Source organism: Halobacillus locisalis, from assembly GCF_013694105.1.
GTDB classification, from domain to species: Bacteria; Bacillota; Bacilli; order Bacillales; family Halobacillaceae; genus Halobacillus; species Halobacillus locisalis.
Genome location: NZ_JACEFG010000003.1, coordinates 149562 through 174924, shown reverse-complemented (window position 1 = coordinate 174924; position 25363 = coordinate 149562). Strand labels below are relative to the sequence as shown.

At 49.7% G+C, this 25363-nt stretch carries 20 protein-coding genes; 2 read left to right on the top strand and 18 right to left on the bottom strand.

Going from position 1 to position 25363, the window contains the following annotated elements:
- Window positions 1-135: 135 nt before the first annotated feature.
- From gatB to H0266_RS13735, 14 genes are all read right to left on the bottom strand, one after another.
- Window positions 136-1566, bottom strand: coding sequence for an Asp-tRNA(Asn)/Glu-tRNA(Gln) amidotransferase subunit GatB (gatB, locus tag H0266_RS13800; RefSeq protein WP_181473016.1), 1431 nt, complete (start codon window positions 1564-1566; stop codon window positions 136-138).
- Window positions 1566-3038 (bottom strand): Asp-tRNA(Asn)/Glu-tRNA(Gln) amidotransferase subunit GatA, encoded by a 1473-nt coding sequence (gatA, locus tag H0266_RS13795; RefSeq protein WP_181473015.1) that lies wholly within the window; start codon window positions 3036-3038, stop codon window positions 1566-1568. The genes gatB and gatA overlap by 1 nt, the downstream gene beginning before the upstream one ends.
- 11 nt (window positions 3039-3049) lie before the next feature.
- Window positions 3050-3340, bottom strand: a complete 291-nt coding sequence (gene gatC, locus H0266_RS13790) for an Asp-tRNA(Asn)/Glu-tRNA(Gln) amidotransferase subunit GatC (RefSeq protein WP_181473014.1) — start codon at window positions 3338-3340, stop codon at window positions 3050-3052.
- Window positions 3341-3914: 574 nt separating this feature from the next.
- A complete protein-coding gene (gene putP, locus H0266_RS13785; protein WP_181473013.1) occupies window positions 3915-5426 on the bottom strand; it encodes a sodium/proline symporter PutP in 1512 nt (503 codons plus the stop codon).
- A 504-nt stretch (window positions 5427-5930) separates the two neighbouring features.
- Window positions 5931-7481: an L-glutamate gamma-semialdehyde dehydrogenase gene (gene pruA / locus H0266_RS13780; RefSeq protein ID WP_181473012.1), complete on the bottom strand. Its 1551-nt coding sequence runs from the start codon at window positions 7479-7481 to the stop codon at window positions 5931-5933.
- A gap of 510 nt (window positions 7482-7991) precedes the next feature.
- The gene (locus tag H0266_RS13775) at window positions 7992-9134 is read right to left on the bottom strand and encodes a CamS family sex pheromone protein (protein ID WP_181473011.1); all 1143 of its coding nucleotides are present in this window, start codon (window positions 9132-9134) and stop codon (window positions 7992-7994) included.
- A 17-nt stretch (window positions 9135-9151) separates the two neighbouring features.
- Window positions 9152-11146: an NAD-dependent DNA ligase LigA gene (gene ligA, locus H0266_RS13770; protein ID WP_181473010.1), complete on the bottom strand. Its 1995-nt coding sequence runs from the start codon at window positions 11144-11146 to the stop codon at window positions 9152-9154.
- A gap of 12 nt (window positions 11147-11158) precedes the next feature.
- Entirely contained in the window at window positions 11159-13387 is a 2229-nt protein-coding gene (pcrA, locus tag H0266_RS13765) for a DNA helicase PcrA (RefSeq protein ID WP_181473009.1), read from the bottom strand.
- 19 nt (window positions 13388-13406) lie between these two features.
- Entirely contained in the window at window positions 13407-14090 is a 684-nt protein-coding gene (gene pcrB, locus H0266_RS13760; protein ID WP_181473008.1) for a heptaprenylglyceryl phosphate synthase, read from the bottom strand.
- A 133-nt stretch (window positions 14091-14223) separates the two neighbouring features.
- Window positions 14224-15288 (bottom strand): phosphotransferase, encoded by a 1065-nt coding sequence (locus H0266_RS13755; RefSeq protein ID WP_181473007.1) that lies wholly within the window; start codon window positions 15286-15288, stop codon window positions 14224-14226.
- Between the two features lie 51 nt (window positions 15289-15339).
- The gene (locus tag H0266_RS13750) at window positions 15340-15936 is read right to left on the bottom strand and encodes a YitT family protein (protein WP_181473006.1); all 597 of its coding nucleotides are present in this window, start codon (window positions 15934-15936) and stop codon (window positions 15340-15342) included.
- A gap of 666 nt (window positions 15937-16602) precedes the next feature.
- Window positions 16603-16905 carry a YerC/YecD family TrpR-related protein gene (locus tag H0266_RS13745; RefSeq protein WP_181473005.1) on the bottom strand — a complete coding sequence of 101 codons (303 nt, stop codon included), beginning with the start codon at window positions 16903-16905 and terminating at the stop codon, window positions 16603-16605.
- Between the two features lie 14 nt (window positions 16906-16919).
- On the bottom strand, window positions 16920-18014 hold the full coding sequence (locus H0266_RS13740; RefSeq protein WP_343063295.1) for a DUF3048 domain-containing protein: 1095 nt from the start codon (window positions 18012-18014) through the stop codon (window positions 16920-16922).
- 29 nt (window positions 18015-18043) lie between these two features.
- Complete coding sequence (locus H0266_RS13735) at window positions 18044-19771, bottom strand: adenine deaminase C-terminal domain-containing protein (RefSeq protein ID WP_181473004.1); 1728 nt, start codon at window positions 19769-19771, stop codon at window positions 18044-18046.
- A 67-nt stretch (window positions 19772-19838) separates the two neighbouring features.
- Here H0266_RS13735 and H0266_RS13730 point away from each other — a divergent pair, with 67 nt between their 5' ends.
- Together H0266_RS13730 and H0266_RS19705 are read left to right on the top strand one after the other, a co-directional pair.
- The gene (locus H0266_RS13730; protein WP_181473003.1) at window positions 19839-20123 is read left to right on the top strand and encodes a YgaP-like transmembrane domain; all 285 of its coding nucleotides are present in this window, start codon (window positions 19839-19841) and stop codon (window positions 20121-20123) included.
- Window positions 20124-20645: 522 nt separating this feature from the next.
- Window positions 20646-20759, top strand: coding sequence for an EYxxD motif small membrane protein (locus H0266_RS19705; RefSeq protein ID WP_343063294.1), 114 nt, complete (start codon window positions 20646-20648; stop codon window positions 20757-20759).
- On the opposite strand, the gene purD is transcribed toward H0266_RS19705, so the two are convergent.
- The 4 genes from purD to purM all read right to left on the bottom strand — a co-directional run bounded on the left by purD (window position 20724) and on the right by purM (window position 25349).
- Entirely contained in the window at window positions 20724-22001 is a 1278-nt protein-coding gene (purD, locus tag H0266_RS13725) for a phosphoribosylamine--glycine ligase (protein ID WP_181473002.1), read from the bottom strand. The genes H0266_RS19705 and purD overlap by 36 nt on opposite strands.
- A 245-nt stretch (window positions 22002-22246) precedes the next feature.
- Window positions 22247-23770, bottom strand: a complete 1524-nt coding sequence (purH, locus tag H0266_RS13720; RefSeq protein ID WP_181473001.1) for a bifunctional phosphoribosylaminoimidazolecarboxamide formyltransferase/IMP cyclohydrolase — start codon at window positions 23768-23770, stop codon at window positions 22247-22249.
- Window positions 23770-24345 carry a phosphoribosylglycinamide formyltransferase gene (gene purN, locus H0266_RS13715; protein WP_181473000.1) on the bottom strand — a complete coding sequence of 192 codons (576 nt, stop codon included), beginning with the start codon at window positions 24343-24345 and terminating at the stop codon, window positions 23770-23772. The genes purH and purN overlap by 1 nt, the downstream gene beginning before the upstream one ends.
- On the bottom strand, window positions 24342-25349 hold the full coding sequence (gene purM, locus H0266_RS13710) for a phosphoribosylformylglycinamidine cyclo-ligase (protein WP_181472999.1): 1008 nt from the start codon (window positions 25347-25349) through the stop codon (window positions 24342-24344). The genes purN and purM overlap by 4 nt, the downstream gene beginning before the upstream one ends.
- Between the last annotated feature and the right edge of the window lie 14 nt (window positions 25350-25363).

Sequence of the window (25363 nt, the reverse complement as noted above, 5' to 3'; positions counted from 1 at the left end):
TACATCTTACTATCGTGTATTCCCTCAATCAGATGGTTTATATCCGTTTTTTTCTCCACGCTTCACATTCACACGAAAACACGCACTTGGAAACGGTGCGTGCTTTCGCGGAAAGTGTTCTGTGTTGGTGTAGTGTTAGCGTTTCTCCATTTCAGCAAGGATGATTTTGTTGACCATCGGCGGGTTCGCCTGGCCTTTCGTTTCTTTCATCACTTGACCGACAAGGAATCCAAGCGCTTTGTCTTTTCCGTTCTTGTAGTCCTCGATCGACTGCGGATTGTTATCCAGAATGCCGACGATGATTTCTGTGAGTTGACCTTCGTCAGAGATTTGGACAAGTCCTTTATCTTTGACGATTTTCTCAGGGTCGCCACCGTTTTCAACAAGTTCGGAGAAGACTTTCTTCGCGATCTTAGAAGAAATCGTGCCGTCTTCGATCAGCTTGATCATTTTCGCCAGGGATGCTGGTGTCAAAGCAAGCTCGTGAAGCTCTTTATAATGCTTGTTCATGTACGCAGAAACTTCACCCATCAACCAGTTTGAGGCCTGCTTGATATCCGCTCCTGCAGCAATCGTTTCTTCGAAGAAGTCGGATAGTTCTTTGTTATTCGTCAGAACCATCGCGTCATATTCCGGCAGTTCTAGTTCTTCGATGTAACGCTTCTTACGTGCGTCCGGAAGCTCAGGGATTTGCGCGTAGATACGCTCTTTCCATGCTTCATCGATGTGCAACGGCACAAGATCCGGCTCTGGGAAGTAACGGTAATCATCCGATCCTTCTTTGACACGCATCAGGATCGTTTCTTTCGTCTGCTCGTCATAACGACGTGTTTCCTGAAGGATTTCGCCACCTTGCAGCAATTCCTTCTGCTGACGTACCTCTTCGAACTCAAGTCCTTTTTGTACAAAAGAGAACGAGTTCAAGTTCTTAAGTTCCGCTTTCGTACCGAATTCCTCTTGTCCGATCGGGCGAAGGGAAATGTTGGCGTCACAACGAAGGGAACCTTCCTCCATCTTACAATCCGATACGCCTGTGTATTGGATGATGTTCTTCAGCGCTTCAAGATACGCGTACGCTTCTTTCGGCGTGCGGATATCGGGTTCCGATACGATTTCGACAAGCGGTGTACCTTGGCGGTTGAAGTCGACTAGAGAATAGCCGTCATCGGAGTGAGTCAGCTTCCCGGCATCTTCCTCCATGTGAAGGCGTGTGATGCCGATACGCTTTTTCACGCCATCGACTTCGATATCGATATAACCGTTCTCCCCGATCGGCTTATCAAACTGAGAGATTTGGTAAGCTTTCGGGTTGTCCGGGTAAAAGTAGTTCTTACGGTCGAATTTCGTGTCAGTCGCGATTTCACAGTTCAGTGCCATCGCCGCTTTCATCGCGAAGTTGACGGCTTCTTCGTTCAATACAGGTAGGACACCTGGGTACCCGAGGTCGATCGGGTTCACGTTCGTATTCGGCGCATCCCCGAACATGTTGGGAGACGGGCTGAAGATTTTCGAGTCGGTTTTTAGTTCCACGTGGACTTCAAGTCCGATAATCGTTTCAAAGTTCATTATGCGTTCGCACCTCCAAGGGACGGGCGTTGTTTATGGAATTCTGTCGCTTGCTCGTAGGCGTGAGCCGCACGATAAACGGTTGATTCGTCAAAATGGTTCCCGATGATCTGTAGTCCGATTGGCAGTCCGTCTTCAGAGAATCCGCATGGAATGGAGATTCCTGGTACGCCGGCCAAGTTGACTGGAATCGTCAGAATGTCGTTGGCATACATCGTCATAGGATCGTCGACTTTGTCCCCTACTTTGAAGGCAGGCGTCGGTGTCGTCGGTCCAACAATCACGTCATAGTCTTCGAACACCTTTTCAAAATCGTTCTTGATCAGCGTACGCACTTGTTGAGCTTTCTTGTAGTACGCATCGTAGTAACCAGAGCTCAGCGCGAATGTTCCAAGCATGATGCGGCGCTTCACTTCGTCACCGAAGCCTTCCGCACGGGAACGCATGAACATTTCAAGCATGGATTCTACGTCATCAGCACGCTTACCATAACGGACACCGTCAAAACGTGCCAGGTTCGCAGACGCTTCAGATGAAGACAATAGGTAATACGTGGATAGGGCGTATTTAGAGTGTGGAAGGGATACTTCTTCCCATGTCGCTCCAAGCTCTTCATACTTCTTAAGCGCGTTCTGAACCGCTTCGCGCACTTCCGGGTTGACCCCTTCGCTCAAGTATTCTTTCGGTACACCGATCTTCAAGCCTTTGACGTCATTCGTCAGCGCTTCTGTATAGCTCGGCACATCTACGTTAGCAGATGTAGAGTCCATCTTGTCATAACCCGCGATCGTTTCAAGTAAGAACGCATTGTCCTCAACCGTATTCGTGATCGGACCGATTTGGTCTAGAGAAGACGCAAAAGCGATCAATCCGAAACGGGAAACACGGCCGTATGTCGGCTTAAGGCCGACAACTCCACAGTATGCCGCTGGTTGACGGATCGAACCACCTGTATCAGAACCTAGAGAGTAAGGCACTTCACCTGCTGCAACCGCAGCCGCTGAACCACCACTAGAGCCACCAGGAACGTAGTCTGTGTTCCACGGGTTACGTGCAGCCGCGTAGCTTGAGTTCTCGTTCGATGAACCCATCGCAAATTCGTCCATGTTCAATTTACCGATCGTGACGGATTTCGCCTCGTTCAGCTTTTGAACGACGGTTGCGTCATAAAGCGGATCCTCGAAGTTTCTCAAGAACTGGCTTCCAGCTGTCGTGCGAAGTCCTTTTGTTACGATATTATCTTTCACACCAATTGGCAGACCGAATAGCTTAGCATCGTCGTTGCCGCGCTGCTCGTCCAACTCTTTGGCTTTCGCTTTCGCCGCTTCTTCGTTCAACGTGATGAACGCCTGTACTTCCCCGTCCACTTCGTTGATACGCTTGTAGGATTCTTCTACCAAGTCTGATACGGAAATCTCTTTGTTATGTAGCTTCTCTTGAAGCTCACGTAACGAATGCTCAAATAAAGACATCATCTAACCTCCTATTCCAATACCGATGGCACTTTGAATTGGCCATCCTGATGATCGGGTGCGTTATTCAGGGCATCTTCCTGTTCGATCCACTTCTTCGGCTCGTCTTTTCTCATGACGTTCTTCAAGTCGAGTACGTGTGTCGTCGGCTCTACGCCTTCTGTATCTAATTCATTCAACTGCTCGGCATACGTGATGATATCATCAAGCTGCTTCGTGAATGTTTCGGCTTCTTCTTCTGAGATAGCAAGACGCGCCAAGTTGGCGACGTGCTTCACTTCTTCTTTACTGATCCTGGACATAATCAGGCCTCCATTTCGATCTCACATAATATATGATCATACCAAAAATCTGTATCCATTTTCAACGTCGTTCGAGTTTTTTCACCTCTACTATCTTAACACATCAACCGTACAGCTGTCTTTCGTCGTGAAGATGCGCGTAGTCCGTCACCACAAAAGGATTGGGAGGGAAGGGAAAATAGTTCGCTTTCCGCGGGGAACGCTGAGCCTCCTCAAGCTATCGCTTTGCGGGGTCTCACCCTGTTCCTTTTTCCCGCAGGAGTCTTCCTATTTTCCCTTCCCTCCCTTCGGTAGATCAGATTAACGGACTGTGAATCTCTACCTATTTGAAAGTAACGCCAACGCTTATCCGTCACTCTCAATTGAGTAAGGTGATCGGGGAAATGGGGAGACTCCTGTGGGATGAGAGTGACAGGTGAGACCCCCGAAGGCGTAGCCTGAGGTGGCTCACCGCACGCCCACGGAAAGCGACTTATTTCCACGATCAACTTTAGACTGACTGGGTAGACGGATTCGCTCAAAGGAATAAAAAAAGGAACCTCCGGGGGACCGGAGATTCCTTTTGGTTGATGGATTACATAGATTTCGCTTTTTCGAACTCTTCGACGATCTCTTTCGGTGGTGTACCCATCTTCGAAACAACAACCGCGACGATTGTGTTCAATAGGAAACCAGGAACGATTTCGTAAAGATCGAAGATACCGCCGGATAGGAAGTCAGCCCATACAACAACGGTTACGGCACCGACGATGATACCGGCAAGCGCACCGTTACGGGTGATGCCTTTCCAGAATAGGGACAAGATGATGATCGGACCGAATGCGGCACCGAATCCTGCCCAAGCGTAAGATACAAGTCCAAGTACAGTACTGTCTGGGTTACCTGCCATCAGTACGGCGATTAAGGCAATCGCAGCTACGGCGAAACGACCAACCCATACAAGTTCACGCTCAGAAGCATTCTTACGGAAAATCGCTTTGTAGAAGTCCTCCGCTAGTGCAGAAGAAGATACAAGCAATTGAGAGTCAATCGTACTCATAATCGCAGATAGGATTGCGGCTAGCAAGATACCTGCAATAACTGGGTGGAACAGAATTTGTGAGAAGGTAATGAAGATCTTCTCAGAGTCGGCAAGCATTTGGATGCCGCCTTCTGTAATCACTTCAGCGTTGAATGTGGAAAGGTCCAGTGAATCCGCTGAGTTGATGTAAGCCAGTCCGAATAGACCAGTGAAGATGGCACCATAAAGACCTAGAACCATCCAGCCGATTCCGATGAAACGCGCTTTCGGAACGTCTTTCGGAGAACGTAGGGCCATGAAACGAACAAGGATGTGTGGTTGACCGAAGTAACCAAGTCCCCAAGCCATGGATGAAATGATCGCTAGGGCTCCAACACCTTGTACCATGTTTAAGTAAGTCGGGTCGATCTGTCCTACAGCATCAACAGCACTGCTCCAACCGCCTAGCTCTGAAACCGCTACGATCGGTACAGCAATCAATGCGAAGAACATCAGAATACCTTGTACGAAGTCGGTCCATGATACGGCCAGGAATCCGCCAAGGAAAGTATAAGATATCGTTACAATCGCACCAATCCATAGTGCTTGTGTGTAACTAAGTTCAAAGGAAGCTTCAAATAGCTTCGCGCCGGCAACCATACCGGAAGATGTGTAGAATGTGAAGAATAATAGAATTACAAATGCAGAAATAACACGTAATACGTGGGAGTGGTCACGGAAGCGGTTCTCAAGATAGTCGGGCACTGTAATCGAATCATTCGCCACTTCAGTGAATACACGAAGACGACGTGCTACAAATTGCCAGTTCAGGTAGGCACCAATAGCTAGACCTACTCCGATCCAAGCTGCTGATAAACCACTAGCGTAAATCGCACCTGGTAATCCTAGTAGTAACCAACCACTCATGTCGGATGCTCCGGCAGAAAGTGCGGCTACTCCTGGGCCTAGTCGACGGCCACCTAATACATAATCAGATAAATTGCTTGTTAAACGGTATGCGGCAAAACCGATTCCGAGCATACCTAGTAAATAGACTATAAACGTAATTAACGTTGCAGTACTCATGTCTTGTTATTCGCTCCTCTCAGTGAATAGTGTGATAATAGATAGAATAATTAAAATTGGCATCGGGACAAACAGCCAAAACCACGTAGCTCCCGAAATAGTTGCTGATGTTACAGTTGCTAAGTCAAACACTTGTCCACCTCCTCTATTTCGTTGTATGCAGTTGTATGCATTTGTTCCGACTACTACTTTTCCTGTGGAGAAAGTCGAAAAAGCCAAACACAGGTACAACTATATCATAATATATTTGTAAGAACATTGCAAAAATTTAGAAAGATTACGAAATTTGTATTTTTATTCGCTAAAACCTTATAAAAATTCACATATAGAACAAATATACTATAAACATTCATGAAATTTTTTTGAAAAGATTCTCCCAACTGGTAGATTTTTGGTTTTTCCACTCTGAATCGTACCTATGTAGTATCTCTTTTTCAGGAGAAAAACATCCCCTTTCCCGATAAAAAAGGAGATGCTCTTCCCGACCATTTTATATACCCGTTTTTACAACATTTCAGACGTCGTTTTTCCTTGCATGTGATGAATCAAGTAATCAGGTCCTCCGGCTTTCGAATCTGTCCCCGACATATTAAAGCCGCCGAACGGGTGATACCCGACGATCGCAGCCGTACAACCACGGTTGAAATACAAGTTTCCGACGTGGAAATCTTCCCGTGCTTTTTCAATGTGGGAACGATTGTTGGTGATGACAGCCCCCGTCAATCCGTATTCGGTGTTATTGGCGATTTCGATCGCTTGCTCGAAGGACTTCGCTTTTGTGAAACCGACGACCGGTCCGAAGATCTCTTCCTGCATGATGCGGCTGTCCGGCTTCAAGTCGGCGAAGACTGTCGGCTCGATGAACCAACCCTTGCTATCGTCTCCATTGCCACCAGCCATCAGCTTGCCTTCCTCTTTCCCGATGTTGATGTAATCGAGGATTTTATCATAGGCGCCCTGATCGATGACCGGTCCCATGTAATGGCTATTATCGGTCGGATCGCCGTGGTTGACTTCTTCCTTAGTCTTCTGGACGACACGATCGAGCAGCTCATCATACACGTCTTCATGAGCGACGACACGCGAGCATGCCGAACATTTCTGACCGGAAAAGCCGAATGCGGAGTATGTTATAGCATCTGCGGCGAGCTCAAGGTCTGAGTCTTTATCGACGACGATTGTATCTTTTCCGCCCATCTCAATGATCGTACGCTTCAGCCACTTCTGACCTTCCTGTACTTTCGCTGCGCGTTCGAAAATACGTGTGCCGACTTCGCGGGATCCCGTGAAGCTGACAAAACGCGTGCGTGGGTGGTCGACAAGGTAGTCCCCGACTTCTTTACCGCTCCCAGGGATGTAGTTAATGACGCCATCCGGCATTCCAGCTTCCTCTAGCACTTCCATCATCTTATAGGCGATGATCGGAGTAGAGCTTGCAGGCTTCAACAACACCGTGTTCCCGGATACCATCGAAGCAACCGTCGTACCACACATGATGGCAAACAAGAAGTTCCACGGCGAAATGACGACACCGACACCGAGCGGGATATAATGATAACGATTATTTTCGATCGGACGGGAATTGATTTCCACGCCTTCATCGATTCTGAGCATTTGACGCGCGTAAAATTCCATGAAATCGATCGCTTCTGCTGTATCAGCATCCGCTTCTTTCCATGGCTTTCCGCCTTCTTTGATCAAGTGGGCCGAAAATTCATGCTTACGGCGACGAACAATCGCGGCTGCACGGAACAAAATATCCGCACGGAATGACGCTTTCGTCTTCCTCCACCAGCCGAATGTCTCGTCTGCGATTTTGTGTGCCTTCTCAGCCAAATCCTGGTTCGCTTTCGATACGCGTCCGATCACTTCTTTTCGATTCGCCGGATTGACGACTTCAATCTTTTCATCCGTCGCAATCCGCTCACCACCGATGATCAGCGGATAGTCTTTTCCTAAATCGGCTTCGACCTGTTTGATCGCAGCCTCCATCGCTTTTTTGTTTTCTTCCAAACTGAAATCCGTAAAAGGTTCGTGCTTATAAGGGACTACCATGTCCAACCGCCTCCCGAGTAATTATTTGAAAATTAACAATTTAAGCGTTTCCATTGATTAGTTTATCGTACCTATCGTGCTTGTTCAACTGAAATACATCTATATGGAGGAATGTGTAGTCATGTAGGAGGTTGAATAGGATTTATAGTTGATTTGCTTCTTTTTCCTACGTATTGTTGCATATTTCCGAATCTTGTCGAGGTTTGGAGAATCGTTGAAGGATAGCAGAAATTTATCAGAGCTGTTTTCAAGTCAGAGGATGATTAAAAGTGGGGAGAAGAACCCTATCTGAACAGTTTCTGCCGAGGACAAGTTCAAAAATTGCGGTGAGACGATTGATTAAAGCGGTTTTGACTGTTGTAGAGTTGTAAAAGTGCGGTGACAGTCGCGATTATAACCGTTTTGACTGGCGACATTCCGTAAAAGTGTGGTGATGACCTCAGAGACTCCATTCATTTTACCCACAAAGAAAAAGCACGGGAAACGATTCGCTTCCCATGCTTCAGACACTTACTTATAAATATGGACGAACGGCTCTTCTGCCCCAGCTTCACGGACGATCAAGCTTTCTTGACGATCCATGCTGTATATGTTCACTTCGACATCGTAATGCTCAGGGAACATTTCGACTACGAGGCTGTACACGTACTGCGTAAAGCCGACGACTTCCGACTGTGACCTGAACTGGATCGGAATATTGATCGACACTTCCTGTAATTCATCGTTGATGTAGAATCCGTTGGCGATCATGCCGACGAAGTTCGGGAAGTAGTTGGACACCTCCGTCCGGAAATCGGAGAAGATCTGCGAGTCATCAAAGTAATTTTCGCGCGCTTCGGATGATGGGAATAGAACGTGTGTCTCGTTCAAGTCTTTCCAATTATTGATCGACATGTCTGCGCCTTCGACGTACGTCTTACTCAAAAACTTGCCGGGCACTTTGGAGCTCGCTTCTGCTTCTTCATATAAAGCGAACACGACAGGGACATCCGCCAGCTTCTCGTTTTCGCGGAGTCGCTGCAATATCGTGCTCGCGTACTCTTTCCCTTTTTTCATCAATTCTTCCGTCGAGTGATCGACCTGATAGTCTTTTCCTTCAGTCGTAAAGTTGTAGACAGTCCGGAGCGAGATTCCGATGGTCACGCCTTTCACTTCGACGACGTTTTCCTCTGATTTCACGAGGAAATCCTGCTCGACGATGTTGGAGATGTATTTCGGATTCTCTTTGAACTGGGCGACCGAGGCACTATCTTCATCAAGTTCCGGGTTCAATCCCTCTTCAGAATCTGAACCTCTGGACAGCCAGGAAATCAGCTCTTCACCACTCAGGAACTGACCGGGTTGGAAATAGTAATTCTCCGGGTCATAGTACTCTTTGGAATGGCGACGCAGTCCGCTTTCGAACTCACTGATATCGAGGCGGTTCCCCATCTGGTTCGTCGTCACGGTTCTCGCGGTGGAGACCTTCGAGCTGTCTTCGGTCAAGATCATGCGGTAATTCTCATCCGACATCCGGTAGTTCGGGACGATGGCGCTCTGGTCGGTATCTTCATCGGTCGTTTCTTGAATCACTTCATCGCGATTATCGAAAACGGGCGTACACGCGGTGACAAACAACAAAGAACACAACAACAATGCGTGTAACTTCCTCATGGTTTCACTCCTCATTTTCATTCAGGGAGAGCGTTCTTGAACTGCTCTTCATCCCAAATTTCAATCCCCAAATCTTCAGCCTTCTTGTATTTCGATCCGGCATCTTCACCGGCAATCAATAAATCAGTCTTCTTGCTGACGCTGCCTGTGACGCTTCCGCCGAGCTCTTCGACGATCTTCTTCGCATCACCGCGTGAGTAGTCCTCCATCTTCCCTGTCAAAACGATGGTCTTGTCTTTGAACGGGGAGTCGGCAGGCCCTTCACTCGGTTTCGCCCCTTTGTACGTCATATTCAATCCGAGCTCTTTCAATTCTTCAATTAATTCGACCACTTGCGGCTTATCGAAGTAGCGGGCAATCGAGTCGGCCATCTTCTCTCCGATTTCCGGAATGTTTTCAAGCATAGCCGCATCCGCTTCGAGAAGCGCGTCAATATGTTCGAAGTGTTGCGCTAGCGTGCTGGCGGCTTTTGTTCCGACGTAACGGACGCCAAGGCCGAACAAGAGACGTTCGAGTGAGTTCTCTTTCGATGCCTCAATCGCTTTTAATAGGTTCTGAACCGATTTCTCTCCCATCCGGTCGAGCTCAAGTAATTGTTCACGTTCAAGCTTATATAAGTCCGCGATATTGTGAATCAATTTCTCTTGGAAAAGCTGAGCGATGACCTTCTCACCTAAGCCTTCGATATCCATAGCGTTACGCGATACGAAGTGGATCAGGCCTTCGCGCAGTTGAGCTGGGCAGTTCGGGTTGATGCAGCGCAGCGCCACTTCTTCTTCCAAACGGACGAGCTTACTCTCACACTCTGGACAGAATTCCGGCATGTGGTACGGCTCTTCGTCACCTTCCCGGTGTTCGGTCAAAACACGTACGACTTCCGGGATGATGTCCCCTGCTTTCTTGATGACGACGGTATCGCCGATACGGATATCCCGTTCGCGGATCAAGTCTTCATTATGAAGCGACGCGCGTCCGACGGTCGTTCCGGCAACTTTGACCGGTTCCAAAATCGCGGTAGGTGTGACGACGCCTGTACGGCCGACGCTCAGTTCAATCTCTTTGAGCGTGGTCACAACTTCTTCAGCCGGGAACTTGTAGGCCGTCGCCCAGCGCGGGCTTTTCGCTGTAAAGCCGAGCGTTTCCTGTTGATCGAGGCGGTCGACTTTGATGACGATGCCGTCGATTTCGTAATCGAGATCCGGACGGCGTTCGACCCAGCCGTTGACGTATTCGATGACTTCCTCAATATCCTTGCATCGTTTCCACTCGGGGTTCGTCTTCAAGCCGAGTTCTTTCAGCTGATCGAGACGCTCGCTGTGGGAATCTGTCGGGTCTTCTTCCCATAATCCGACTCCATACAGGAAAATATCCAAGTTCCGTTTGGCTGCGATTTTAGGATCGAGTTGGCGTAGCGAACCGGCTGCCGCGTTACGCGGGTTGGCGAACGGCTCTTCCTCTTTCGCCTCGCGCGCTTCGTTCAATGCGACAAACGAGCGCTTCGGCATAAACGCTTCCCCGCGTACTTCAATCGACTCCGGTCGACTCAAGCGGAGCGGGATGCTTTTGATGGTTTTCAAGTTTTGGGTGATGTCTTCGCCTGTCGTACCGTCGCCACGTGTTGCGCCGCGAACGAACAAGCCGTCTTCATAACGAAGCGAAACCGCCAGTCCGTCGATTTTCAATTCACAGACGTAGCTGACATCCTCATCCGTGCCTCCTCGGACGCGGCGATCGAAATCGCGAAGCTCTGCATCGTCGAATGCATTCCCGAGACTGAGCATCGGGATGTCATGCTGGACTTTTACAAAAGCTTCTAAAGGCGCTCCCCCGACGCGTTGGGAGGGAGAATCCGGCGTTTGCAGTTCCGGATGTTCTTCCTCAAGCTCGATGAGTTCACGCAGTTTCTGATCGTACTCTTGGTCTGAGACGCTCGGTTCGTCAAGCGTGTGGTATTCGTAATTGTAACGGTTCAGCTCTTCGCGGAGAGCGGCTATTTTATCAGATGCGTTCATATTTCCACTTCCTTAGGCTTTCGTAATCGGAGCATAGCGGGCAAGTAGTCGCTTGATGCCGGTCGGTGCCGGGAATGCGATGTCGAGTTCCATTGAGTCGCCTTCGCCTTGGACTTTGACGACGGTACCTTCGCCCCACTTCTTGTGCGCGGCTTTGTCACCCGGATTCCAGCCGATCTTCTCGCCACCACTCGATGGTTTCTTCTTCGCTACGCGTTTCTGAGGTTTCGGTGCTGCTTGTGCTTGCGGCTTCGAGATATCGCGTTTTTGGTTGAAGAATGGCAGGTCCTGCTGTTCTTCTTTGCCTTCGATCAGGTCATCCGGAATTTCGTTTATGAAACGGGAAATCGGGTTCATGTTCGTACGTCCGTATAATGTGCGCATTTTCGCATGAGAAATGAACAGCTCTTGTTCGGCACGGGTGATGCCGACATAAGCGAGACGGCGTTCTTCTTCCATCTGCTCATCATCCTGCAAAGCACGGCTGTGCGGGAAGACCGTCTCTTCCATTCCGATCAAGAAGACGACCGGGAATTCGAGTCCTTTGGCTGAGTGAAGCGTCATCAGTGTTACGGTGTCGTCACTTGTAGGGTCTTCATTCATGGAATCAATATCCGCAATCAAGGCAAGATCGGTCAAGAACGCGATCAGCGTCTTGTCTTCGGCGTTCTCTTCGAAGTTCTTCGTAACGGACTTGAATTCTTCGATGTTTTCAAGACGACTTTGTGCTTCGATGCTTTTCTCATTTTTCAACATTTCCTCGTAACCCGTTTTGTCTATGACTTCCTGGACCATGTCGGTTGCAGATAGGAACTCCTGCTGCTCGGTCCAGTTCTGAATCATACGGCGGAATGACATGATCGCTTTCGCGGCTTTGGCGCTGACGCCGACGAAATCGACTTCGGCAGCTGCTTCGTATAAGGAAATATCGTGGTCTGCCGCATACGCCATCATCTTGTCCATACTCGTCTTTCCGACGCCCCGCTTCGGTTCGTTGACGACACGCTGGAAACTCAGGTCGTCATTCGGGTTCGCGATCAGGCGCAAGTAGCCGAGCATATCTTTGATTTCTTTACGGTCGTAGAACTTCGTGCCGCCGATCATTTGATACGGGACGCCCGCTTTGACGAACGTTTCCTCGATCGTACGGGACTGAGCGTTCGTACGGTACAGGATGGAGACGTCTTTATACTGGTAACGTCCCTTTCTAATCAAGTCTTCGATCGTGTCCGTGACAAACAACGCTTCTTCGCGCTCGGTGCCTGCTTGTTTATAGTGGATTTTCTCACCGCCGCTGTTGTCCGTCCATAGACGTTTCGGCTTACGGCCACTGTTTTTATCGATGACGTTGTTGGCTGCGTTCAGAATCAGCTCAGTGGAGCGGTAGTTTTGTTCAAGTAAGATCGTGCGAGCGTTCGGATAGTCACTTTCAAAGTTCAAGATGTTCTGAATGTCCGCTCCGCGCCAGGCATAGATCGACTGGTCGGAATCCCCGACGACGCATAAGTTCTGGTAACGGCTCGCTAAATGTTTGACGAGCTGGTACTGCGCATGGTTTGTATCCTGGTACTCATCGACGTGGATATATTGGAAACGACGCTGATAAGATTCGAGTACTTCTGGTACTTGATCGAAAAGGGACAGCGTCTGCATGATCAAGTCGTCGAAATCGAGAGATTGGTTTTTACGCAGCTTTTTCTGATAGCCTTTGTAAATTTGCGCGATTTGTTCTTCGTGGGCGTTATCGGCCTGCTTCGCGTAGTCTTCGGCGGTCATCAGTTCGTTTTTCGAGTTACTGATGGCACCAAGCATCGCACGCGGGTCCCATTTCTTCGGGTCGAGGTTGATTTCTTTCAATACTTGCTTGATGACGGACAGTTGGTCACTAGAATCTAAAATCGAGAAGTTGCGGTCGTATCCGATCCGGTCGATGTCGCGTCTTAGAATGCGTACACACATCGAGTGGAACGTCGACATCCAAATTTTCTCGCCGTCTTTTCCAACGAGTGATTCGACACGGTCCTTCATTTCGCGGGCCGCTTTGTTCGTAAACGTGATCGCCAGAATATTGCGTGGGCCGACGTCTTTTTCACTAAGTAAGTAGGCGATTCGGTGGGTCAAGACTCGGGTCTTTCCACTTCCCGCCCCTGCCATGATCAGCAATGGTCCTTCGGTATGGGTCACGGCGTTTCGTTGTTCTGTATTCAAGCCTTGGATCAAGGCATTCATTGCTTGTGTCATCGTACACCATCCTCTTTCTTTATCGTTTCGCTGCTTGTACGGTCGAAAGCGCAGCGTCTATATTTTCATAAATGACATTTCCTACAACAATCAAATCGGCATGAGCACTCATCTCTTCGGCTTGCGTGGCATTAATAATGCCGCCTCCGTAGACGAGCTTTGTTTCGTTCAGTTCATCCGCGACTTGGCGGACGAGATCCTGGTCTCCATAGGTTCCGCTATATTCGATATAAAAAACCGGAAGCTTCAGCATATGTTCAGCCATTTTCGCATAAGCGATGACGTCTTGTGTCGTCGGGAGGTCGCAGTCGGTCCGTTGGTACACTTTCGCCTCTGGATTGAGGACGCAGTAGCCTTCGGTCATAATGCTCGTCCAGTCTATGATATCGCCATATTCTTTGATCGCATCGTGCTGGACATCGAACATCCACCGTTTGTCACGGCTATTCAACACCATCGGTATCAAATACTTGTCGAATCCGGGCGCAATCGCTTCGATGTCAGAGACTTCGAGTACACACGGAAGCTCATACGGCTTGATCCGTTCGTACAAGTCTGTGACGTTTTCGAACGTGACGCCATCGGTTCCACCGACGATGATCGCATCGGTACCAGACAGGCAGATTTTCTCGAGTGCGCTGTCGGTTATCGTTTTGTTCGGATCGAGTTTAAACACGTGATCCCATTCGTTGAACTGCTTCATGTTCATCCTCCAAACAACCGTTATCCATTCACTCATTATAGCAAACTTTTGGGTGTCGTATGAATGGCTAAGGGAGAAAAAACCACAGCTTTGACAGCTGTGGTTACGTTAAGATTCATCGTCCATATATTTTCTATAAAACAAGGTAAGATTCCAGATCTTGCAAATATCCTTGAAGACGCTCCTCGACTTGCTTTTTAGTTCCGTACCGAATGATCTGTTCACGATTCAGCGTCTTCTCCTCTAGCAGTTGATGATGCTCAAACGCCATGGTCAGCAATTTGATGAACACCTCAATATGTAAGTCCTTCTGTTTCTGTTCCGAACCATCCGTATAGCTTTCTGTAAACCCTTCTGCATTCGCCTTTAACTTCGCAGCATGGATGTGGTAATCCCCTTTGCCGAAACGCTCTGTATCTGCAAACTTCGGAAAAAGCATCGTATAGTTGAACACATGGTTCGCCGCAAGTGATGTGCCGGTTGCCAGAAGTGGAAACGGATCGATCATTTTGGCTCCGTTTTTCGAGAACAAAATGTTTTCTGGAGACGTATCCTGATTGGTGAACACGACTTTTTCTCGTTTGATGGAGCGCTCCGCGAGTAACTGGCGGCCAGTTCGCTCTACTTTTTCTTTATCAAAAGAGTAAGAGCTTGCAAGAAGTGTGTCCAATTCACTGAGGTATTCGTCCGTTTCTTGAACAAGGAATTCCTCGGCGTTCATCTCATACGGCCCCTTCAGCTGCCCCTTTTCGTCTAGTTCAACATAGCCCATCCCTGCAAAAGGAGGGTCCAGCGTTTCAAGGAGACGGAAGCACTCGCCCAATTCGCGTCCGTACTGTTTGGCTTCTTCGATCGTTTGATGTCCAAGTCCAATCGATTCGCCGACGTAGGATTCGATCGTGTACGTGAGCTCTTCACTGACATAAAAATCGAAATACTCCGGACAGATTCCTTTTTTAGCACGATTGGCATGCTCGTAGAAAGCTTTGGTAGCTGCATATTCTGCTGTCAGCTCTTGTGGATTGAATTCAACTTCCTTGTCATAGGCGATTTTCTTCGGAATACGGAGGACGAGCTGCTTTTCTTCGATAAGATAAGCCATATGCCACGCCCCTTCTCCAAGCGGCTGAACCGTACCCGTTATTCCCTCCCTATCTAGGGCACGTTGAATGTGTTCGCGGTCTTTCATCAAAACCATAGGACGACCTCTTCTCTTTTTTTCAATCGTACCATACATAAGGAAATTTTTTCATGAAGTTGTAGGGGTTTTCGCGGTGGTCGCCATGGTGACAAGCGCCACACTTAAGATGGCGATGGTGGAAAGCAGAAGCGTTTGAGTAGAAAATAGATACCCACTGATGCCGATGATGATGGCGTCGATTAAGAAGATGACGAAACCGACGTTCAGCTTGGAAAGGTCCGCAATCATCTGCGCCAGCAAGTCGGTCCCCCCTGTGCTTGTACCGTTGCGGAGCATCAGTCCGATTCCACCCCCAACAAACATCCCGCCCGCAACTGAACTCATCGCAGGATCAAGCGGCAGATGGTAGGGTCTTAGAACGTGGAGGAAGTCGATGAACAATGAAGAGATGAGCAGTCCGTGCAAACTGTTGTAAAAATAGGGGCGATAGCGGAACCACGCGATCAAGAAAATCGGAATGCTGCACAAGATGATCGTGAAGCCGACTTTCATGCCCCATACGTAGTTGGCAATTAGTCCGACGCCGATGATGCCACCGTCAAGTACGTGGTCTGGGATGAGGAAAAAGTTGATGCCGAGGGAGATGAGCGTGCTTCCGAGCATGATCACGAACGCTTTTTTCAACAAAAATTTCAATGTCGTCATCCCCCTTTACAGAGCAGTCTTTCTACTACCCTATGCTTGTCTTGGTGGGATTAGAAGAGAGAGGTTGTTCCAAGGTGAGTGCATCGGTGGCGTGGAAACGACTCCCTTTCCGCAGGAGGCGGTGAGCTTCCTCGATCGCTTCGCACTCTGCGGGATCTCACCAAAGCCTCAGTATCCTGCAGGAGTGTCGCCGTTTCCACGCCGCCTTGCAATAAGAAGTGTGAACCTCTTTAGATCCAACTACTAGAAGGGACGCTAACGATGACAGCACAATGTTGGCAAGGTTGTGTTCCCAAATTCTTCACTTTCGAAAGGTCGTAGCCTGGGAACCGCTCATCGAAATCGTTGAATAACGGCTGCAGTGACTCTTCGTCCAACAGCTCATTATAAGTTCGGAACGTATGTTGAGTCCTTTGTCCGAATAAGTGGATGTGGTGTCCGAAATGTGAAATGAAATGTCCGAATTAACGGCAATTGTCCGGAATACGTGAGAGGATGTCCGAATTAGCGGGGACGGTGTCCGATATACACGAGAGCACGTCCGAAATGCCTAATCAAATGTCCGAATCCCCCGCCACCGCCCCTTCTCACCTTTGAAGAACCGAAAGCAGCTTTCGCAAACACAAAAAAGACTACCTTTATATCAGGTAGTCTCTCTGTCTACGATTATTTCGTTTCTTTTTCCTGCACGCGGTCAAGCGCTAGCGTGTAGGCGTCGTTGCCGTAGTTCAGGCAACGTTTCACACGTGAAATCGTCGCTGTTGATGCGCCGGTTTCCGTTTCGATTTTATGATACGTGAACCCGTCACGCAGCATACGAGCGACTTCTAGACGCTGAGCAAGCGACTGGACTTCGTTCATCGTCGCCAGATCGTCGAAGAATTCATAGCATTCCTCTACATTTTGAAGAGATAGAATCGCTTCGAACAACTGATCGAGCGTTTTTCCGCGTAATTTATCGATTTGCATTCCGGTTGACCTCCTTAATTGGTCACGTCCACACGCGTGCTCCCCTGGATGATGTTGACCCAAGTCTGCCCTGGTGTGAAAGATAATGGTTGTCCATCTTTATAAGGAAGGATGCGTCCATCGACGCTCTTCCATTGTATTTCTTGAATCATTCCTTTTTGTAAAAGATAAGCTTCTCCGCCAGATGTTAAGTCTACATCTCGCCTTCCGACGTTATCGATGATCGAGTGACCTGTACGGACGATGAAGACGTTATCGAGAGCTATGCGTTCACCATTTGCCTCATCGAACGACTTCTCTCCATCGCTTGAACGAAGATACTGTCCGCTTGATTCGTCATAACTGTAGCTGACGCCTTCACGGTCGTAATACGTCACCTGGACGTCATCCGCCCGCGTGCCTTGTGGCGTGATGTCTTCTTTGAAAGGAAGGGAAGGAGTGGTTGTCTCCGCCGCATACCCTTGCTGTTCGACAGCACGATCAATGCCGTTTGTTAAAAAATAAGAATCATGCGGTGGTCGACGTTCTGATGATCGTTCAAACAACCAGCCGTTGCGGTCGTAAGCCGCTCCATCTAAATAGTCGATTCCACTGCCGGCGATGTGACGATTGATATTCGTCGATGCGCCGTGATAAGTATAAAGGGCATCGAAGCCAGCTGCAAGTTCCATATAATAAGGACGAGCACTTCTCACGGGACCGATCATCTCAGGAAGTTCGCTGTGGTACAACGCTAGAAAGCGGGTGATCTGCCCTTCTGCGAGCACCTCATATACGACATCCGCCTGACTAAGCCCCGATTGCGGACGTGCCTTCGTGTGGTTGTTCACCATCACCGAGACGACGCGATGATCGACCTCTTCATTCGTCGGTTCACCGGTTAATGGATAGACATTGTCGAACGTCACCTCTTCTTCTTCAGGCTCCTCTTCCACAACGACGTCCACTTCTTTTTCTTTTTCTGGCTGTTCACTCGTTTCCGAACGCTCGGGAGGTTCGGTTTGGTCCGCTTTCGACTCCTGACTTGCTCCCGCTTCACCCGAACAAGCCGCTAACAAAAGAAGGACCAGCAACAAGCTGAATGACGCAAGCTTCCTCAATGATAGCACTTCCCTACAAAATATTTTCTTCTTCTAGTTTAACGCATTATCGAAGGGAAGAGTACCTCTTTCTTTTTCACATCCATGATTCCAAGAGGTGTGATTCTTGTAAAAGGCAAATGGACAGAAGATAGGAAAAGCAATGTGTACACAGGATCATTGTAGGTGAAACCGTGTGCATTCAACTGTTTTTTCAACTCCGCTTCCTCTTGAATCAACTCTTGCAGCGGCAAATCGGACATCGTTCCACCTAAAGGTAGCGCCATCTCGAAAATCACTTCACCGTGATCGACGAGTACGATTCCTCCTCCGATCTCTTTCATCCGCTGGAACGCTTTTCGCATGTCCGATTTCGATTTTCCGATAAAAATGATGTCGCCCGTGTTCGAATACGAACTGACAAGTCCACCAAGCGACTGCGTGAACCCTTTCAACAACGTGTTGACCGCCCATTCCCCTTCGCGATCGATCAGCGAAAGAAAGGCCTCCTCATTATCACTCGCGATCCGGTCGACCGACGCATCGGTATCGACCGCATACGGCTTCATGATCACATCGTTGATCATCTCAAGCCCGACCGGCATCGAGAATTGTAAATCATTATCTTTTAAATCCCAATCCAAATCAAGACGGGACACCCCGTTTCTCTCCCACTCGATCGGCGTCTCCTCGTGATTCACCCACTCACCCTTGGCAATCACTTTTACAGGCGTAGGGTCATTCGGGTCTTGTAAAAAGTTCAAATGAGCAACGCGTCCGACATTCAGACTACCCACACGGTTGTCAATCCCGAAATGACGCGCAGGTTCATATGTCGCCATCATGTACGCATCAATCGGAGGGACACCTTTTTCAATCGCGATTCGAATGCACTGATTGATCAGTCCTTCACGATAAAAGCCAGGCGTCGATCCGTCGGTTGTGAACATCAGGTGGCTGTAGTGATCGTGCCCTTGATTTTGCAACCCTTCTAAAATCTCAGGTAAGTCCGGTCGAATCGACGAATAGCGTAGCCCTGTCTGATAGCCGAGCTCAAGACGCTTCAATACGTCATCCGCGTTCATCGATTCGTGTTCGGAATTCATCCCGAGCAGGCGCATCTTCACAAGCGTTTTTTCAGAAGCTCCCGGCAAATGCGCTTCAAGCGGCTTGCGTGCCCGTTTCGTCTCCTGCATCCAGTGCAGAATACGGTCATCACCGCCGTATAAAACGTCCGGCCACGCCGTCAGCTCGCCGCCTTGAATGACCGCATCATGCTCGATCCAATCCGGAATCTGATTTTCAAAGCGTTTCTTATCCTCTTCCCGGAGTGCCGATTGCGAGTCGAACCGCGCCCACCAGTACATCGTCGCGGGCACTTTCATGAACTCTTCTAAAAGGGAAAACGCTTTCTCTTTGTCCGTTAAAAAAAGCCACATCAAATTATCATTGACGAGCGTTGTCGTTCCCGTCTGAACTGCATATTCCGCTAGGCTTCGGGGATTATATAACTGAAAAGGATGTGCATGCGGCTCAATATAGCCCGGCACGATATAATGATCCTTTCCATCGATGATTTCCGTACCTTCTGTATTTGAAGGCAGTTCTGTACCTGTATAAACAATTCGATCTTCGTACAACCATATATGTCCAGACATCCATTTTTTCAAATAGACGTTCAAATACGTAGTATGTTTGATCAACTTGGTTGGAGCAATGGCGCCGTCGATCACTGCCGCATGTTCGCGCAGCTGACGATTCCGCCAACGAAAGCGTGTTTCATTCATGGAGCGTCCTCCCTTGATTCAATATGTACTATCGTAACACAAGCGTCCCCGAAGGAGGAAGTGAACCGTGAAACCGAATATCGGAATAATGAACGCTATGATCCGCATCACCGCTGGATTCAGCATGCTTACTTTTCTTACCATCCGTGCTGGAAGGAAGGAAGATGCATCCATCCATCCGACCTGGATCGTCATGTCTTCTCTGAAAATCGCAGAAGGCATCGTGCGCTACTGTCCGCTGACGGCTGCTTATGAACAGCTTGCGACGGAGCGTGACGGCAAGGAAGAGAGCTGGGGTCAGAATTATGATTACGACCCGGATGAAGATAAGGATGCGTGTAGGCACTTGTGATTGGAGCACGGTGAGTGGGGTTGTGCACGACTCTTGTGATTTGTGAGCGCTTGGCCGGATTTGCGAGCGTTCAGCCCAGTTTGCGAGCGTTCAGCCCAGTTTGCGAGCGTTCAACCGGATTTGCGAGCGCTCAACCGGATTTGCGAGCGCTCAACCGGATTTGCGAGCGCTCAACCGGATTTGCGAGCGTTCAACCGGATTTGCGAGCGCTAAACCGGATTTGCGAGCGCTCAACCGGATTTGCGAGCGCTCAACCGGATTTGCGAGCGTTCAACCGGATTTGCGAGCGCTAAACCGGATTTGCGAGCGCTCAACCGGATTTCCGAGCGCTCAACCGGATTTCCGAGCGTTCAACCGGATTTCCGAGCGTTCAACCGGATTTGCGAGCGTTCAACCGGATTTGCGAGCGCTCAACAGAGTTTGCGCGCGACTCCAGCATTCTGCTCGCCGTGCAATTAAAGAACTTAAAAGAGCTTCAAAACACAAAAAGAAGGAAGGGCTCGCCCTTCCTTTCATTAAAGGATGATCTTAATGGATTTCATGGAGTATTTCACAGACGTCGGATTCGTCATCGTCACGATCATCGGGACGATCGCAGCACTACTTTACGTGGCGACTAGACGCCGGCGCAATTGATGAAAGACCGATATCACGACGGTAGAAGAAGTCTTTGTTGCCGTCGAACTGTTGCATATAGTCGTAGACGTTTTCCAGTGCTTCGGGCAACCGTTCGGCTTGTGCGCCGACGAGGAGTACCCGCCCGCCACTGGATACATAGCCTTGCTCCGCTTTTTCCGTACCGGCATGAGTGACAAATACATGATTGGACTCGATCACCGGCACAGGACGGCCTTTTTCATAGGCGCCAGGATAGCCGCTTGACGCGACCACGACACCTGCACATGTCGAACGAGACCAGCGAAGTTCAGGGTCACGCCCCTCGAGCACATCGACAAATACTTGGTCCAAATCATTCTCGAGAAGAGGCAGGACGACTTGCGTTTCCGGGTCGCCGAAGCGCGCGTTGAACTCGATCACTTTCGGTCCGGCAGACGTTTGAATCAAGCCCGCGTACAAAATCCCGACGAACGGACGGCCCTCTTCGACCATCGCATCCGCTGTCGGCTGCAAAATCGATGAGACGGCAAACTGATAATCCGATTCAGCCAAGTCCGGCACCGGGGCGAAGGCACCCATGCCACCCGTGTTCGGGCCTTGGTCGCCTTCGAACGCGCGCTTGTGGTCTTTCGCCGTAATCATCGGGTAGACGTTGCGGCCGTTGACGAACGCCATCAACGAGAACTCTTCCCCAGCTAAAAACTCTTCGACGACAATCTCGCGACTCGCATCGCCAAACTGACCATTTCCGAGCATATCCTCGACCGCTTCACAGGCTTCGTCCACTGTTTCCGCAACGACGACGCCTTTTCCAGCTGCCAATCCGTCCGCTTTCACGACGATCGGTGCGCCTTTCCCACGAATATACGCCTTCGCCGGCTCTACTTCCGTGAACGCCTCGTACGCCGCCGTCGGAATCTCGTACTTCGCCATTAGCTGCTTGGCGAAATGCTTGCTTCCTTCGATCAACGCCGCCTCCGAAGACGGACCGAACACCTTCAGTCCCGCCTCTTGAAAACGATCGACAAGTCCGTCCAACAACGGGTTTTCCGGTCCGACAATCGTCAAGTCGACCTCGTTTTCTTTAGCAAAAGCTACAAGTTGCGCTTGATCGGTTTCGGGGATGGCGACACACTCGGCCACCTGCTCCATTCCGGCATTCCCTGGCACTGCATAAATCGTGGACACGTTCGGGCTTTTTGCTAAGGTTTGTGCGAGGCTATGCTCTCTCCCACCTCGTCCAATCACCATCACTCTCATCAATCTCCGCCTCCTCTTTTCCCTTTATAATAAAAATGAATCGAATTGCACCAGCATGTTCCAGTAGGAGTGGTTCCGTTCTCCTCATTTCGTTAAGAGGGAAGAAAAACGGTGAGACTCCTGTGGGATTAAAGTGCAGGGTGAGACCCCGGAAGGTGAAGCCTGAGGAGGCTCAGCGTACTCCCACGGAAAGCGATCCGTTTTTCTTCCCTCTTGCACACCACGTTTCGTTAACGGAACCTCACTTAATGCTTGAAGTGGCGCATTCTTGTGAAGACCATGGCGACACCGTGCTTGTTGCAGGCATCAATCGAATCTTGGTCACGCTTCGAGCCACCCGGCTGGATGATCGCTTTCACGCCAGCTTCAGCTGCCGCTTCGACGGTATCCGGCATCGGGAAGAAGGCGTCGGACGCCATGACGCTGCCTTGTGCTTGGGCACCGGCTTGTTCAAGCGCGATTTTCGCTGCGCCGACGCGGTTCATTTGGCCCGCTCCGACGCCGAGTGTACGGTCGTTCTTCGCGATGACGATCGCATTTGATTTAACGTGTTTCACAACTTGCCAAGAGAGCTTCAAGTCGTGCATTTCCTGTTCGGTCGGTTCGCGGTCTGTCGCGACTTCTAGTTCCGCATCGGCAAGCGAACCTTCGTCAGTGTCCTGAACGAGCAGGCCGCCGTGGACGCTTGTCAGTTTGTGAGTCTGTCCTTCGGGCTTGTCCATCGTGACCGTCAACAGGCGCAGGTTCTTCTTCGCTGTCAAAATCTCGATCGCTTCGTCACTGAAGGACGGGGCGATGATGATTTCAAGGAAGATCTCTTTCAATTTCGATGCGGTTTCGGCATCGACTTCGCGGTTCAGGGCGACGATTCCACCAAAGATGGAGACCGGATCGCCTTCGTACGCTTTCGTGTAGGCATCATAGAGTGTTTCGCCTACACCCACCCCACACGGGTTCATATGCTTCACGGCTACGGCGGCAGGTTCACTGAACTCTAACACCACTTCGAGTGCCGCGTTCGCATCCTGGATATTGTTATAGGAGAGTTCCTTACCGTGTAGTTGCTCAGCGTTCGCTAAGGACGCGCCTTTTTCATTGGCTTTTTTATAAAAAGCGGCGGTCTGGTGCGGGTTCTCGCCGTAACGCAAGGACTGCACCTTCTCGTAAGTGACCGTGTACGTTTCCGGGAACGGTTCTTCGGTCATGTAGCCGGCGATCATTGCGTCGTAGTTCGCCGTGTGTCGGAATACTTTCGAAGCGAGCTGGCGACGCACGTCATGTGTGAGCTGGTCGTGCTTTAGCGCTTCGATGACTTGGTCGTAGTCGCTTGGATCGACGACAACCGTGACGTCTTCGAAACTTTTGGCAGCAGAACGAAGCATCGTCGGTCCGCCGATGTCGATGTTTTCGATCGCTTCGGCTTCGGTTACATCTTCTTTGGCAATCGTGTTTTTGAATGGGTACAAGTTTACAGCGACAAGGTCGATCGTCTGGATATCGAGCTCATCGAGTTGAGTCATATGATCCTCACTTGAACGTTTGGCGAGCAGGCCACCGTGGACAGATGGATGCAGCGTTTTGACGCGGCCGTCCATGATTTCCGGAAATTCGGTCACCTCAGAAATCGACATCACCGGAATACCGGCTTCTTCGATGCTGCGTTTCGTTCCGCCTGTGGAGACGAGTTCGTAATCTAGTTCGTGTAATTGCTTGGCAAATGCGGCCAAGCCTTGTTTATCGGATACGCTCAGTAGGGCACGCTTTTTCATTATGATTCCTCCTTGACGAGTAAAGACTGAATGACACGCGGATAGAGCTTGTGCTCGACCGCCTGGATTTTCTTCTGAACATCTGCTCTTGTATCGGCCGGGTCGATGCGGACCGGTTCCTGATCGATGATCGGGCCTGTGTCCATGCCGTTATCGACGAAGTGTACGGTCACACCGGTGACTTTCACTTGTTTGTCAAAAGCTTGACCAATCGCACCTTTCCCGGGGAATGCCGGTAATAGAGACGGGTGAATGTTCAATATACGATGTTCATAGGGCTCGAGTAAAGTCGGACCGATCAGACGCATGAAGCCAGCGAGAATGATATAGTCAATGTCGCGAGATTGGCAATCATGAAGCAGCGCACGTTCGTAAGCGACTTTATCTTCGTAACATTTCGCGTTGAACACGACAGTATCGATGTTGTACTCTTGTGCCTTTTCGATGACGGGCGCTTCGATTTTGTCACAGATGAGCAAAGAGACACGGGCCTCGAGCGTTCCTTCTTCGATGGCCTGAATGATGGCGTCGAAGTTCGATCCTGTGCCTGATGCAAAAACGGCTAAATTGATCATGACCAGTGGATTCCTTCCTGATCTGTGACATGACCGATAACACTCGCTTTTTCTCCGTCTGCTTGCAAGGCCTCGACCGCCTGATGCTTATCTTCTTCCGAGACCACGACGACCATACCGATGCCCATATTGAAGACGCCATACATCTCGTCTTCATCAAGGTTCCCTTTCCTTTTCAACACATCGAAAACGTGCGGAATCGTCCATGAACCTTTCTCGATCTGGGCGCCCAGTCCTTCCGGCAACGTACGAGGGATGTTTTCATAAAAACCACCACCGGTAATGTGGGCGATGCCTTTGATCTTCAACGTCTGCTTCAACGCTTGGATCGCTTCGACATAAATGCGCGTCGGCGTCAGCAGTTCTTCTCCGATCGGTCGTCCGAAATCGCTCGTATCCTTCATGTCACCGACGATGCGGCGGACTAAGGAGAATCCGTTGGAATGGACACCCGATGAGGCGATGCCGATCAGGGCGTCTCCCGCTTTGACGTTGTCCCCTGTAATGATGTCGTCTTTATCGACCATGCCGACCACGAACCCGGCGAGGTCATACTCGTCAAGATCATACATGCCAGGCATTTCAGCCGTTTCGCCGCCGACCAGCGCCGCTCCAGACTGTTCACAACCGTCTGCGATGCCTTTGACGATTTGTTCGATGCGGGCAGGATCGTTTTTACCACATGCAATATAATCGAGGAAAAGCAGTGGGTCTGCGCCTTGGGCGATGATGTCGTTGACACACATCGCGACGACGTCGATGCCGATCGTGTCGTGACGGTCCATTTCAAACGCGAGCTTCAACTTTGTCCCGACACCGTCTGTCCCGGTGACGAGTACGGGGTGATCATAGTCCATGCCTCCGATGTCGAACAATCCTCCGAAAGCGCCAAGGCCACCAAGGACCTCTTTCCGCATCGTACGTCCGACATGCTTCTTCATTCGTTCGACCGCTTCGTAGCCGGCTTCGACATCCACACCAGCCTGTTTATACGATTGACTCATAGATGACCTTCCTT